At 71.4% G+C, this 13464-nt stretch carries 13 protein-coding genes; 5 read left to right on the plus strand and 8 right to left on the minus strand.

What is annotated here, in order from left to right; all coding sequences use genetic code 11:
• The first annotated feature begins 53 nt into the window (after positions 1-53).
• Positions 54-1451, plus strand: a complete 1398-nt coding sequence (locus IMZ11_RS19075; protein WP_228643290.1) for a sugar porter family MFS transporter — start codon at positions 54-56, stop codon at positions 1449-1451.
• On the opposite strand, the gene IMZ11_RS19080 is transcribed toward IMZ11_RS19075, so the two are convergent.
• The 5 genes from IMZ11_RS19080 to IMZ11_RS19100 form a co-directional block, all read right to left on the minus strand.
• Positions 1364-2197 (minus strand): DNA polymerase beta superfamily protein, encoded by an 834-nt coding sequence (locus IMZ11_RS19080; RefSeq protein WP_228643292.1) that lies wholly within the window; start codon positions 2195-2197, stop codon positions 1364-1366. The two genes, IMZ11_RS19075 and IMZ11_RS19080, sit on opposite strands and share 88 nt — an antisense overlap.
• Entirely contained in the window at positions 2194-2991 is a 798-nt protein-coding gene (locus tag IMZ11_RS19085; protein WP_228643294.1) for a DNA polymerase beta superfamily protein, read from the minus strand. The genes IMZ11_RS19080 and IMZ11_RS19085 overlap by 4 nt, the downstream gene beginning before the upstream one ends.
• A 41-nt stretch (positions 2992-3032) precedes the next feature.
• Positions 3033-5531, minus strand: a complete 2499-nt coding sequence (locus tag IMZ11_RS19090) for a polynucleotide kinase-phosphatase (protein ID WP_228643296.1) — start codon at positions 5529-5531, stop codon at positions 3033-3035.
• Positions 5524-7254 carry a 3' terminal RNA ribose 2'-O-methyltransferase Hen1 gene (locus IMZ11_RS19095; protein ID WP_228643298.1) on the minus strand — a complete coding sequence of 577 codons (1731 nt, stop codon included), beginning with the start codon at positions 7252-7254 and terminating at the stop codon, positions 5524-5526. The genes IMZ11_RS19090 and IMZ11_RS19095 overlap by 8 nt, the downstream gene beginning before the upstream one ends.
• Before the next feature lie 94 nt (positions 7255-7348).
• Positions 7349-8266, minus strand: a complete 918-nt coding sequence (locus IMZ11_RS19100) for an LLM class F420-dependent oxidoreductase (protein ID WP_228643300.1) — start codon at positions 8264-8266, stop codon at positions 7349-7351.
• A 94-nt stretch (positions 8267-8360) separates the two neighbouring features.
• Here IMZ11_RS19100 and IMZ11_RS19105 point away from each other — a divergent pair, with 94 nt between their 5' ends.
• Entirely contained in the window at positions 8361-9440 is a 1080-nt protein-coding gene (locus IMZ11_RS19105) for a hypothetical protein (protein WP_228643302.1), read from the plus strand.
• A 27-nt stretch (positions 9441-9467) separates the two neighbouring features.
• Positions 9468-9869 (plus strand): TIGR03668 family PPOX class F420-dependent oxidoreductase, encoded by a 402-nt coding sequence (locus tag IMZ11_RS19110; RefSeq protein WP_228643305.1) that lies wholly within the window; start codon positions 9468-9470, stop codon positions 9867-9869.
• Between the two features lie 90 nt (positions 9870-9959).
• Here IMZ11_RS19110 and IMZ11_RS19115 read toward each other — a convergent pair whose 3' ends face one another.
• Together IMZ11_RS19115 and IMZ11_RS19120 are read right to left on the minus strand one after the other, a co-directional pair.
• The gene (locus IMZ11_RS19115) at positions 9960-10319 is read right to left on the minus strand and encodes a hypothetical protein (RefSeq protein WP_228643307.1); all 360 of its coding nucleotides are present in this window, start codon (positions 10317-10319) and stop codon (positions 9960-9962) included.
• A 224-nt stretch (positions 10320-10543) separates the two neighbouring features.
• The gene (locus tag IMZ11_RS19120; RefSeq protein WP_228643309.1) at positions 10544-11107 is read right to left on the minus strand and encodes a TetR/AcrR family transcriptional regulator; all 564 of its coding nucleotides are present in this window, start codon (positions 11105-11107) and stop codon (positions 10544-10546) included.
• A gap of 89 nt (positions 11108-11196) precedes the next feature.
• Between IMZ11_RS19120 and IMZ11_RS19125 the strand changes: the two genes are divergently transcribed.
• The gene (locus tag IMZ11_RS19125) at positions 11197-12594 is read left to right on the plus strand and encodes an MFS transporter (protein ID WP_228643311.1); all 1398 of its coding nucleotides are present in this window, start codon (positions 11197-11199) and stop codon (positions 12592-12594) included.
• A 39-nt stretch (positions 12595-12633) separates the two neighbouring features.
• Here IMZ11_RS19125 and IMZ11_RS46735 read toward each other — a convergent pair whose 3' ends face one another.
• Entirely contained in the window at positions 12634-12975 is a 342-nt protein-coding gene (locus tag IMZ11_RS46735; RefSeq protein WP_374462350.1) for a tyrosine-type recombinase/integrase, read from the minus strand.
• Here IMZ11_RS46735 and IMZ11_RS19130 point away from each other — a divergent pair.
• Positions 12908-13090, plus strand: a complete 183-nt coding sequence (locus IMZ11_RS19130) for a hypothetical protein (RefSeq protein ID WP_228643313.1) — start codon at positions 12908-12910, stop codon at positions 13088-13090. The genes IMZ11_RS46735 and IMZ11_RS19130 overlap by 68 nt on opposite strands.
• Positions 13091-13464 lie beyond the last annotated feature (374 nt).

Raw genomic sequence — 13464 nt, forward strand, 5'->3', positions numbered from 1 at the left:
GGGTAGAGGACGGCCACAAGATCGTCGGGCCGTCAGGGGGACGGATGAGGGCGATGCCGGTTTCCGGCACACGGGGGACCCTGAAGCGGGTCGTCTTCATCGCGGCGGCCGCCGCCATCGGCGGCTTCCTCTTCGGCTACGACAGCGCGGTGATCAACGGTGCCGTCACCGGTATCCAGAAGCGGTTCGCCGTCGGGAACGTCGAGATCGGCGCGACCGTGTCCTCGGCGCTGCTCGGGTCCGCCCTCGGCGCCTGGTTCGCCGGATCGCTCGCCGACCGCCTGGGGAGGCTGCCGGTCATGCGGATCGCGGCCGGCCTGTTCGCGATCAGCTCCATCGGCTCGGGTCTGGCGTTCGCCATCTACGATCTGGCGGCCTGGCGGGTCCTCGGCGGCATCGCCATCGGCATGGCCTCGGTGATCGGTCCCGCGTACATCGCCGAGGTGGCTCCCGCCGCCTACCGGGGCAGGCTGGGCTCGTTCCAGCAGCTCGCGATCGTCCTGGGCATCGCGGTGTCCCAGCTCGTCAACTACGTGCTCGCGGAGGTGGCGGGCGGCGACGTCCGAGGCGTGCTGGCCGGTCTCGAGGCGTGGCGGTGGATGCTCATCGCGTGCGTCGTGCCCGCGAGCGTCTACCTGACCCTGGCGCTGCTGATCCCGGAGTCCCCCCGGTTCCTCATCGCCGCACGCCGCCTGGACGAGGCGCGTACGGTCCTGGCCCGGGTCGAGGGCGAGACGGTGGACCTCGACGGCCGGGTCGCCGACATCGAGTCGGTGCTTCGGAGCGAGCGGCGGCCCCGCCTCTCCGACCTTCGCGGCCACCGGCTGGGCCTGCTGCCGATCGTCTGGGCCGGGATCGTCCTTTCGATGTTCCAGCAGTTCGTCGGCATCAATGTGATCTTCTACTACTCGTCCGCGCTGTGGCAGTCGGTCGGCATCAGCCAGAGCGGCTCGCTGCTGATCAGCTTCTCCAGCTCGGTCATCAACATCGTCGGCACGCTCATCGCGATCGCCCTGGTGGACCGGATCGGGCGCAGGCCGCTCCTCATCACCGGCTCCATCGGCATGGCGCTGTCGCTCGCCACCGCCTCATGGGCGTTCAGCTCCGCGGTGAAGGTCGGCGCGACCGTCACGCTGCCCGGCGACAGGGGCGCGATCGCGCTGGTTGCGGCGAACCTCTTCGTCCTGTTCTTCGCGCTGTCCTGGGGCGTGGTGGTGTGGGTGCTCCTCGGCGAGATGTTCCCGAACCGCGTCCGCGCCGCCGCGCTGTCGGTGACCGCCGCCGCCCAGTGGCTGGCCAACTGGCTGGTCACGGTGACGTTCCCCAGCCTGTCCGCCTGGAACCTGCCGGTCACCTATCTGATCTACGCGTTCTTCGCCGCGCTGTCCGCGGTGTTCGTGGTCCGCTGCATCCGCGAGACGAAGGGCCGCGCGCTGGAGGAGATGGGCTGACCGAGCCGGACCCGCACCACGAGATCGTGTACGGCCGCGCCGGCCGTGGCGGCGTCGGGAAGCTCCGACGTCTCCCTCGCCTCCTCCAGCGACGCGGTGAGCGCCCGCACGTCGTGCGCGAGCCGTACGGGATCGGGACCGTCGCCGGGCAGCGGGCCGTGCTCGGCCGAGCGCTTGGCCTCGACCAGATCCGGCAGGTACGGCGGCCCCTCGGGGAACAGGCGGGTCAGGTCGGCGACGACCTCGCCGGAGCGCATGAGACGCAGCCCGGTCAGCAGCACCCGGAACGTGTACAGCAGGGGCTTGAGCTCGCCGATCCGCTCGAAGAGCCGCCACTGGGTCCGGGCGAAGCCGAGGTAGTGATGGGCGTGGTGCCGGGTCAGGCACGCCGGGGCCAGCGCGACCAGCTCCTCGTGGACGGCGGACGACGCCACCACGAGCGGGGACAGGAGCTGCTCCATCACATAGCCGTTCCTGGTCAGCAGCAGGCGGCAGAACTTCACCAGATCATGGGTGACGAGATCGACCTCGACGCCGTCCCGCTCCCATGACCTGCTGATCGTCTCCTCGCCGGTACGCAGGCCGACGATCTCCTCGACGGGGAGCGCGTGCGTTCCGCGCAGGTCCACATCCGAATCCCGCGAGGGGAACCCGTACAGGTGGGCGCCGCTGATCGTCGCGAACAGCAGGGGGTAGGGCTCCTCGGCGCAGACCTCCGCGAGCCAGGCGGGCGGGATCACGGTCACAGGGCACTCCTACGCACATCGACGAGGAACTCCTCGACCGTGGCCCGGTCGGGCTCCGCGGGCAGCACGCCGGACCCGCCGGACCCGGGCCCGCCTGGTGTCCCGCCTCCGTACGCGGCGCGGGCCGGGTCGGCGACGAGGCCGGCGAGCAGGTCGTCACGCCAGCGCACGATCTCCGGCCACGGGACCTCGCCGCGGCGCACGGCGAGCAGCCGCTCCCGGTGCTCTGCCATGTCCACCAGCGGCTCGCCCTCGCGCATCAGGTGCCGGCCGCTGATCAGCAGCCTGATCATGTGCATCACCTGCTTCCATTTCGGCCTTTCCGGAGTAATCCGCCGGAACTGGGTGTCGGCGTACCGGATGAAGCTCCTCTCGGCCCGTACCGAGAGGAACGCCTTCCTGATCGCCAGCAGCCGGGCGCCGGTCTCGGTGACGTGCTCGACGTGCGGCGACCAGAGGCACTCCAGGACGGTGGGGTTCGCCTCCAGGGCGAGCGCGCAGAACCGCTCGACCTCCCAGGAGAACTCCTCCGGCCGCGGACCCTCCACGTGGGTCGGCGGCTTGTCCAGGCGCCAGAACATCGGCGTGGGCGCCACGAAGACGCCCCGCCGGTCCACGTCGCTGGCCGCGGTGGCCAGACCGTACGCCCGTGACCCGATGACCACGGAAAGGATCAGGTGCCGGGGCACCAGACCGTCCGGCCCGGCACCGTCCGGCCCGGCACCGTCCGGCCCGGCGCCGTCCGGCCCGGCACCGTCCGGCCCGGCGCCGTCGTCCCCACGCTCGCCCGGCATCCCGGCTCCCCCGAGCTCTGGCCCGCCGATCCGTTCCGGGGTCACAACCGCGGATCCACGGGCTCGGACTCCAGCGCGAGCACGGCGAAGACCGGCTCGTGGACGCGCCACAGCGGCTCGCCCTCGGCGAGACGGGTGAGCGCCTCCAGGCCGAGCGCGTGCTCCCGCAGCGCCAGCGAACGTTTCCTGCCGAGGAACCGGTGCCGCAGCACGTCCAGCGACTCGGTGTAGTCCGGGCCGTAGATGATCCGGAGGTACTCGCGCCCGCGCACCTTGACGCCCGGCTGGACCCGGCCCGTCGTGTGGTCCACCGGCTTCACCACCATGCCCTCGCCGCCGGCCTCGGTCAGCTCCGACCACCACCGGATCGCTTTCGCCCGCTCCTCCTCGGAGTCCAGCGAAACGAACACGTGCCTGGTCGGCGCGAGCAGGGACACGCCTGGCTCCGGCTTCAGCCGGGACAGCAGGTCCAGGTGCCAGGAGTGCGGCTCGCTCACGGCCGTCGCCCGCCCCTCGCACGCGAGGATCTGGAACGGCGCGAGCCGTACGCCGTCGAGACCGGACACCGGCCAGCAGTACCGCGCGTACGCGTCACGGAAGCGGGCGGCGTTGTCCTGGCGACGGCGGGTGCGCTCCAGCAGGTCACCCACGTCGAGACCGCGCGCCGCGGCCGAGGAGAGCACCGCGACCGCGTCGGGCAGCGCGGCCCGCGCCGCCGCCCCGACCGAGGCGTACTGGCCGCGGATCAGGGCCTCCGCCTTCGCCGACCAGGGCAGCAGCTCGCAGTCGAGCACCACCCAGTCCGAGACCAGCTCGTCCCAGAGGGGGCGCACCTCCGCGCGCAGCCGGTCGATCAGCTCGCCCATGCGATGGTCGCCGAAGAACGGCCGGCCGGTGCGGGTGTAGACCGCGCCCGCGCTCCCGTCGGTGACGCCGAACCGCTTGGCCGCCACCTCCGGGGTCCGGGCCAGTACGGCTATCGCCCGCGACCCCATGTGCTTCTCCTCGCACACGACGCGGGTGACACCCGCCCTGGCGAACTCGTCGAACGCCTCCGCCGGGTGTTCGAGGAAACCGTCGAGCGTGGACGTTTCCGGCGGCGCCATGGTCGGCGGCAGGTAGACCAACCAGTGGGGGTCCACCGCGAACCGGCTCATGATCTCCAGAGCGGCGGCGGCGTTCTCCTCCCTGATCTTGATCCGGCCGCCGAACCTCGTGTCCACGTAGCGGGTACCGCTCACGTCGCCGATCCGCAGCGCGGCCGGGTCCCGGCCCACCGGCGCCCCGATCGGCCGGACCGACTCGTACCAGACCCGCTCCGCCGGTACGGAGACCAGCTCACGCTCGGGGTAGCGCAGGGCGGTCAGCCTGCCCCCGAAGACGGCCCCAGTGTCCAGGCAGATCGTGTTGTTGATCCACTCCGGCTCCGGGACGGGCGTGTGGCCGTAGACCACCATCGCCCGGCCCCGGTACTCCTCGGCCCACGGGTAGCGGACGGGCAGGCCGTACTCGTCGGTCTCCCCCGTCGTGTCGCCGTACAGCGCGAACGCGCGCACCCGGCCGCTGGCACGCCCGTGGTAGGCCTCCTTGAGCCCGGCGTGCGCGACCACGAGCCGTCCCCCGTCCAGCCGGTAGTGGCTGATGAGGCCGTCCATGAACGCCCTGGCCTCCCGCTGGAACTCCTCCGGCTCGGCGGCGAGCTGCTCCAGGGACTCCTTGAGACCGTGCGCGACCCTGACCTTGCGCCCGCCGAGCGCGCGGACGAGCTTCTGCTCGTGGTTCCCGGACACGCACAGGGCGGTTCCGGCCGCGACCATGCCCATGACGAGGCGCAGCACGCCCGGGGTGTCGGGCCCGCGGTCGACGAGGTCGCCGACGAACACGGCGGTACGCCCCTCGGGGTGCACGGCGCCGACGGCCGTGACCTCCCAGCCGAGGGAGCGCAGCAGCGTCTCCAGCTCCGAGCGGCACCCGTGCACGTCGCCGATGATGTCGAACGGGCCGGTCAGCTCGGTCTTGTCGGTCCACGACTTCTCGTAGGTGACGACGGCCCGGTCGATCTCGTCCCCGCGCAGCACGTGGACCCGGCGGAAGCCGTCCCTGGACATCCGGCTGAGCGAGCGCCGCAGGTCCTTGCTCTGCCGCGTGATCACCCGTGGCCCGAAGTCCCGGTCCGGCCGTACGGCGTTGCGCTCGACGGCCACCTTCTCGGCGACGTCGAGCACGACGGCGTCGGCCAGCACGTCGTGGCTCTTGGCCAGCTCGACCAGCTTCTTACGCGCGTCCCACTGCACGTTGGTGGCGTCCACGACCGTGAGGAGGCCGCGCCGCAGGCGGGTGCCGACGATGTAGTGCAGCACGTCGAACGCGTCGGGCGTGGCCGACTGGTCGTTCTCGTCGTCCGAGACCAGACCCCGGCAGAAGTCCGAGGAGATCACCTGGGTGGGCGCGAAATGCCGGGCGGCGAAGGTCGACTTCCCGCTCCCGGAGACGCCGACGAGCACCACCAGCCCGGTCTCGGGGACCTTGACCTCAACCATCGCCCTCGCTCCTCTCCCCCGTCACGACGGCCGTGGTGCCCTCTGTGACGTCCCTCGCGGCGTTCTCTGCGGCGTTCTCTGCGGCGTTCTCTGTGGCTGTGGCGTCCTTCACGGAGTCCGCCGTCGCGTCCGCCTTCACGCTGAACACCGCCATCTGGGTGGGCGGCCCGACCTCCGGGTCGTCCTCACCCACCGGCCTGAACTCGACGTGGTACCCGTACCGGCCCGCCACCGCCGAGGCCCAGGAGGCGAACTCGGCCCTGGTCCACTCGAACCGGTGGTCCGGGTGACGCATCGCCCGGCCCCCGCCATGGACGCTGTCCAGGAAGTCGTAGCGCACGTTGTATTCCACGTTGGGCGTGGTCACGACGACGTGCGCGGGCTTCGCCGTACCGAAGACGACCCGCTCCAGGGCGGGCAGCCGGGGTGGATCGACGTGCTCGATCACCTCCATGAGGACGGCGGCGTCGTACCCGGCGAACCGTGGGTCGGCGTAGGTCAGCGCGCCCTGGAACAGCTCGAGGCGGGCCCGTTTCGCGTCCGGCATCCGGTCGAGCTTGAGCTTGCGCGCGGCGATGGCGAGTGCCTGCGTGGACACGTCGGTGCCCGCGATCCTCGCGAACACCGGCCGGGCCAGCAGCGCCGACACCAACTGGCCGGAGCCGCACCCGAGGTCGATCACCGTACGCGCCCCGAGTTCCTCCAGGACGGCGACGACGGCCTCTCTCCGCAGCACGTTCAAGGGGACGCGAACGTCCTCGGATCCGGCCGCGGCCCCCTCAGCGGGCGCGCCGTCGGCGACGGCCGCGAACGCGGCGGACGCGGAGACGGGTTCGTGCGCGGACGCGGGCACGGGCTCCGGTTCGGGACCAGACGCGGGAGCGGACTCCGCGAGCTCTCCCGCCTCCCCACCGGCCCCGCCGTCGGGCGTGAGCTCCTCGTCCAGAGGGGGCTCCAGGGCCTCCTCGACATCGTCACCGAGCTCGGCCAGCCGGGCGAAGGCGGTGCGCTCCAGTGCCCTGCGGCGGCCGAGGTAGCGCCGGGTGATCAGCCCCTTCTCCGGATGCACGGCCAGCCAGCCCTCACCCGCGCGGACGAGCTTGTCCACCTCGTCGCCCGCCAGCCAGTAGTGCTTGGCGTCGTCGAGCACCGGAAGCAGCACGTACAGGTGGTTGAGCGCGTCGGCCAGCCGCACCTCGCCGCGCAGCGACAGCCGTACGTACCGGGACTCACCCCACTCGGGGAATCCCTCGTCGAGGGGGACGGCGGTCGCCTCCACCTCCCAGCCGAGCGGCTCGAACAGCCGGCGGGCGAGAGCAACGCCGCCGCGGCACGGCAGCGCGGGAAGGCAGATCTCCAGCGGCATCGGATGCGCCGCGAGCTCGGGGCGCGCGTTGCAGCGCCCCGTCCTGGCCGTACGGAAGACGTCTCCGAGCGCCACCGCGAGCAGCGACGACGCCGCGTACGGACGGTCGTTGACGTACTGCCCCAGGCTGAAGTCCGGCGAGGTCTTGCCGCGCGAGCGCACGAGCCGGACCGGGTCCACTTCCAGCAACAACGCGGCCGTGCACCGCCGCTCCGTGGCCTCCGGATAGAAGACGCGGGCCGTGCCGAACGACTGGCCGAACTCCTGCACCCGTTCGGGATGCTTGTGCAGCAGGAAGCCGAGATCGGTCGCCGGGCCGGACGTCACGGAGGAAACGGTCGAGATCGTGAGAAGCACGGATTAAGCATTCCGTACCTTCTCTTTGTCTTTCCACCCGATTCCTCGTGATCCGTGACGTCCGTGCCCGGAGGACCGGAGGTCGCGGCGGGGATCACACGTGCGGCATGACCTCGGCCGCGATCAGTTCCAGGTGGTCGAGATCGGCGAGGTCCATGACCTGGAGGTACATCCGCTCCGCGCCCATCTCGGCGAACTTCCCGATCTTCTCCACGATCTCGGCGGGCGTCCCGGCGAGACCACCCTCCCTCAGGGCCGCCACGTCCTGGCCGATAGCGGCGGCGCGACGGGCGATCTCGGCCTCGTCCCTACCCGCGCACACGGTCTGCGCGGCCGAGTACACCATGGACTCCCGTCCGGCGGCCTCGCACGCCTCGCGCACCCGCCCGAAGGCCGACCGCGTCTCCTCCAGACTCCCGAACGGCAGGTTGTACTCGTCCGCGAACCGGGCGGCGAGCCTGGGCGTCCTGCGGGCGCCGCCACCGCCGATGATGATCGGCGGCCTGGGGCGCTGGACCGGCTTGGGCAGCGCCGGGGAGTCCTCCACCCGGTAGTGCACGCCCTGGAACGAGTACGGCTTGGCCGCGCCCCACAGCCCGGTGACGATCTCCAGCTGCTCCTCGAACCGCTCGAACCGCTCACCCACCGGAGGGAACGGGATGCCGTAGGCGGCGTGCTCGCGGTCGAACCAGCCCGTGCCCAGGCCGAGCTCGACCCGGCCGCCGCTCATCTGGTCGACCTGCGCGACGCTGATGGCGAGAGGGCCGGGCAGCCGGAACGTCACCGGCGAGACCAGGGTGCCGAGCCGGACGCGCGACGTCTCCCTGGCCAGACCCGCGAGGGTCACCCAGGCGTCCGTCGAACCGGGGCCGGGATCACCGGCCCCGATCCGTGCGTAGTGGTCGGAACGGAAGAACGCGTCGAATCCGAGCCGCTCCGTGGCCTGCGCCACCGCGAGCAGATCGTCGTACGTCGCGCCCTCTTGCGGCTCGGTGAAGATCCTCAGCTTCATCCGGTCATTATCTCCCCGGCCGTCCGGGCGTGGTTGATATGGTCCACGCATCATGCGCGTAAAGTAGCCACAATATGACTCAGGGTGGTGAACGGTGAATTCTGTACGGCGGGAGCGCGAGCCGGGAACACCTCCACGATCCCTGGTGGCCCTGGCCGCGACCGCCCTGGTCGCCTGCACCGGATACGCCCTCTGGCTGCTGCCCGCACAGGCCCGCCCCGACTGGTCCGCCACCCCCGTCGCGCATGTCCCCGAGCCGGGGGTGACCGCGAGCTCCGCCGTCGCGTTGCGCACGTCGGAGCCGGCCACGACGGAGCCGGCCACGACTGTCCCGGCGGTGACGCGGACCGGCGGCCCCTCCGGCTACGTCGTCTTCGTGGACGCCGTACGGGAACCCGAGTTCGACCTGGCCGAGGCCGCCCGCCGCACCGGGACCGGCTGGTACACCATCGGCCATCTCGCCGCCGGGCCGGACGGCTGCACCCCGCGCTGGGGCGGGATCACCGAGCAGGGCGGCAACCCCGTCGCCAACGGCATCGGCTCCCTCCGGGCGGGGGGCGGGGACGCCGGTCTCGCCTTCGGCGGCCCTTCGGGACGCGAGCTCTCCGCCACCTGCGCGGACATGGACCGCCTGCTGGCGGCCTACCGCCGCGTGATCGGCTCGTTCGCTCCCGCCGTCATCGACTTCGAGGTCCGTGACTCGTCGGACGCGACGGCGACCGGCCGTCGTGCGGTGGCGATCAGCCTGCTGCAGCGGGAAGCCGCAGCGAGCGGGCGCACGCTCGGCGTCACCTTCACGCTCCCCGCCTCGGAGTCCGGCCTCTCCGCGGCCGACAGCGCCATGCTGCGCACCACCCGGGCCGCGGGCGTCGACATCCGCGCGGTCAACCTGCTCGTGCCCTTCCAGCCGGGTGCGTCCGGCAACCTGCGCCGGCTGGCCGTCGCGGCCAGGACCGTCCACGCCCAGTTGCCGTACGCGCTGGATGTGGACGGCCGGGCGGGATGGCAGCGGATGGGACTCGTACCGGTACTGGCCGCGTCCCAGGATCTCGGTGCGGGCCAGGCGCGGCGGCTGGCCGCGTTCCGCGAACGGACCGGCCTGGCCTGGGTGTCCGTGCGCGGCGCCCGCCCCCGTGACGAGGTCGGCCGGATCCTGGACTCCACCGCGTCGTGACCTTTCCGCCACTGCTTCAATGAGGGAATGGACGCACGGCGGTTGCTGGGCGGCGCGCGGGTGGCCAGGCTCGCCACGGTGAGCGGTGCCGGGGTCCCCCATCTCGTGCCCATCACCTTCGCCCTCGACGGCGACACGATCGTCACGGCGGTCGACCACAAGCCGAAGACCACCACGAACCTGCGCCGGATCCGCGACATACGGGAGAACCCGAACGTGTGCGTGCTGGCCGACCACTACGCCGACAACTGGGACGAGCTGTGGTGGGTCCGGGCGGACGGATACGCCACGATCGCCGAGGACGACGCGGAGCGAGCCCCCGCCCTGGCCTCGCTCGCCGGGAAGTACGCCCAGTATCGGGACCGGCCGCCCGCGGGTCCCGTCATCATGATCCAGGTCACCGCCTGGAATTCCTGGTCGTACGCGTAGGAGGGGGCGGAGCCCGGCCGTCGGGCTCACGACACCCCGCTCCGGATCGCGGAGCGGGGTGCGGTGGGTCGGCCGCCGGCCGGGCGGAGGTCAGGCGCGGGCAGGAGCCACGGCGCGGGCCGCCTGGGCGCACGCGCGGCACGCGTCCACGCACTTCTGCATCATGGGGTCGCCGGAGCTCATGGGCATGGCCATCTCGGCACACCTGTCCGCGGCCCGGGCGCACATGCCGGCCATGTCCATGGCCATCGGCGACTGGCGCATCATCATGTCGCCGCACATGCGGGTCATGTCGGAGCAGTCCATCAGGGCGCCCATCATCGCCATGTCGGCGTGCTTGCCGCCCTGCTGGAGACAGTGCGTCATGGTCTGCTCACAACAGCTGTGGGCCTCCATGCACATGTCGATGCATTTCTGCATCTCCGATGTGATCTTCTTCTCCTGCTTCATGCTTCCCCCGTGATCGTGACCGCCCGCTCGTCGGGCCGCGTCGGAAGGTGTGCAGGAGCTTGGATTCCCCGTCCGAAGCGTCCGGATATACCGGTTTCGCTAATTTGATCACCATTTGCGGATGTTTTATGGCCATGCCGCTGGTTGCGATGATCAGCGGCGTCCGCGAGGTGCCCGCGGACCTGGCGGCGGCCACCGGCACGGCCGTCATGCGGCGACGTGGATCACGTCCTGGATGAACGGTCCATGATGAACTCCGCCGTCGCCCGCGCGGCCAGGGCCGGATGCGCGTCGGGACGGGTGACGGCGTGGGCCAGCACTCCGTCGATGAGCACGAGGAGTTGGTCGGCGCCGAAATCCGGGTCGGGATGGCCGTGCCCGGTCAGCTCGGCGGCGAAGAGCCGATGGAGCCCGTCCTTGTAGGCACGGGTCTCCGCGTGAGCGGGATGGCCCGGATCGGCGAGGGCGAGGTCGGCCGAGGTGTAGCGGCAGCCGCGGAACGACGGCCGGGTGGTGATCTTCTCCAGCTCGTCGAAGACGGCGAGCACGCGCAGGCGCGGCTCGTCACCCGCCGCGTCCATGACCTCGCGGTAGCGGGCCTCGCCGGGGTGGGTGCGCAGCACCTCGGCGATGAGCCCGTCCTTCCCTCCGAAATGCTGGTAGAGCGAGCGGCGCGCGACATCGGCCTCCTTGAGGATCGCGTCCACGCCGACGTGCACACCCTGCGCGTAGGTGAGGTCGCGGGCCGCGTCGAGCAGCCGCTGTCGCGGCCCCGGTCTCGTCGTCACGGATCGATTCTGGCACGGACTTGACAGTAGATCAACTGTTCTATCTAATCATCCGGCGTATCCCGATCGTTCTATCTACAGGAGCGGCCATGCCCCGCCCGGGCACTCTGCCCACCGTGCTGACCGGCGTTTTCATCACGATCCTCGATTTCTTCATCGTCAACGTGGCCATCCCCACGACCCAGCGTGACCTGCACGCCAGCACCGCCGCCGTCGAATGGGTGGTGGCCGGATACGCCCTGGCGTACGGCTCCGGCCTCGTCCTCGGCGGGCGGCTCGGCGACATCTTCGGCCGCCGCCGGATGTTCGCCGTCGGCTTGGCGCTGTTCACGCTCGCCTCGATCGCGTGCGGTCTGGCCCCCGACGCCGCCACGCTGGTCGTCGCCCGCGTGGCACAGGGCGCGGCGGCCGCGTTGCTCTCCCCGCAGGTGCTGGCCATCCTGCGCACCGCCTACAGCGGCACCGCCCAGGCCAGGGCCGTCAACGCGTACGCGTTGACGATGGGTCTGGCCGCGGTGTTCGGCCAATTCATCGGCGGCCTGCTCATCCAGGCGGACCTGTTCGGGCTGGGGTGGCGGGCCTGCTTCCTGATCAACGTGCCGATCGGCGTCGCCGCCCTCGCGGTCACCGGACGGCTGGTCCCCGAGAGCCGTCTCGACGGCGTGGTCCGGCTCGACCTCGGCGGCACCGCCCTCATCACGCTCGGGCTGGTCGCGACGCTGCTCCCGCTGATCGAGGGGCGTGAGCAGGGCTGGCCGATGTGGACCTGGCTGTCGTTCGCGTTCGCCGCCGTGCTCTTCCTCGCGTACGGCAGGCGGCGGCACCCGTCGCCCCTGATCGACCTGACCTTGTTCCGGGAGCGCGCCTTCACCGCCGGGCTGCTCACCTATCTCGCGTTCACGATGGGCATGTCCGCCTATTTCCTGATCTTCGCCCTGTACGCCCAGGAGGGCAGGGGGTTCGACGCACTCCAGGCCGGGCTGATCTTCCTGCCGATCGGCGGGGGCTACCTGGCCGCGTCACTGCTCGCACCCCGCCTCGTGGCCCGCTTCGGCCGCCAGGTGATCGCCGTCGGCGGGCTCACCAGGGCCTTGGGCCTGACCGCCCTCCTCGTCGCGGTCGGCGGGAACGCGCCGGTCGGATGGCTGCTTCCCGCGCTGATCGTCGACGGGTTCGGCATGGGTCTCGCACTCGCGCCGATCATGAGCACCGTCCTGGCCAGGGTGGCCCCGCACCACGCCGGGGCCGCCGCCGGCGCGCTCACCACGGCGCAGCAGGTCGGCGGGGCGCTCGGGGTCGGCATCGTCGGCATCGTCTTCTACGGCGGCCTGTCCGACGGCATGACGCGGGCCTTCCAGCACGGGCTGGTCTACCTGATCGCGGTCGCCCTGGCCGTCGCCGGACTCGTCCAATTGCTGCCACGCACCCCGCGCGCGCCCCGCGCCCGCGCTCAGTCCTTGACCAGGAGCGCGACGCACTCCACATGATGGGTCATCGGGTACACGTCTATCAGCAGAACCCGCACGTCAACCGCCATCCCCAGACCTTCTGCCGGGGGTCGTGCGCTCCTGGTGCGCGATGATCTTTGACCAGCCGCTCTCCACCGCGTCATGCGCGTCCGGAGCCGGGTGCGCGTACCGCCGTGTCGTCTGGATCGAGGAGTGCCGCAGCAACGCCTTCACGTCGTACAGCGGCACCCCCGCCTGAACCAACCGGCTCGCCGCCGTGTGCCGGCAGTCGTGCGGCGTGTAGCCCGGGACGGGTACCCGCTGCTGATCGGGCGGCAGGCCCTTGTTCGCCTTGGCGATCTTCTTGTTCGCCTTGGCGGTCGCCGCCTTCCAGGTGTGGTTCCAGTTCGGTCCCGACAGCGTCGGCCACTCCGGGCCGGTGCGGACCGGGCAGATGTTCCCCGGCGGCGCGTTCGCCCCGCCTCAGCACCCGCACCGCCGGTGCGCACCACGGCCCGGCCGGCCCCAGCGGTAGGGCCTCGCACACAGTCGAGCGCCCCGCACCCTGGCGAAAGGGGCGGGGCGCTCTGGTGTAGATCAGCAGGCCGGCTCCTCTATGAGCCGGCAGGTTGTTCGCGGTCCTCCACCAGATGGCAAGAGCCAACCGATCGTGGACGTTCAGGTCCTGCGGATCGGAGTCCCTCCGCCGTTCCTCCTGCCGATCGTTGAGTGCGGCAACGGCGCACGCCACCGATTTCTAATTGAGTGAGACCGACTATCTCAGCACCGCGTTCCCGATGAGCCCGTCGAACCGGCCTGCCGCGTCGGCGTTGCCGCCGAAACCGCCGTTGGCGTTGTTGTTGCCGCCGCCGGCGATCGCGCCCCCGTTGCCACCGTTGCCACCGCGAG

This window comes from Microtetraspora sp. AC03309 (genome assembly GCF_020826795.1).
Taxonomy (GTDB): Bacteria; Actinomycetota; Actinomycetes; order Streptosporangiales; family Streptosporangiaceae; genus Microtetraspora; species Microtetraspora glauca.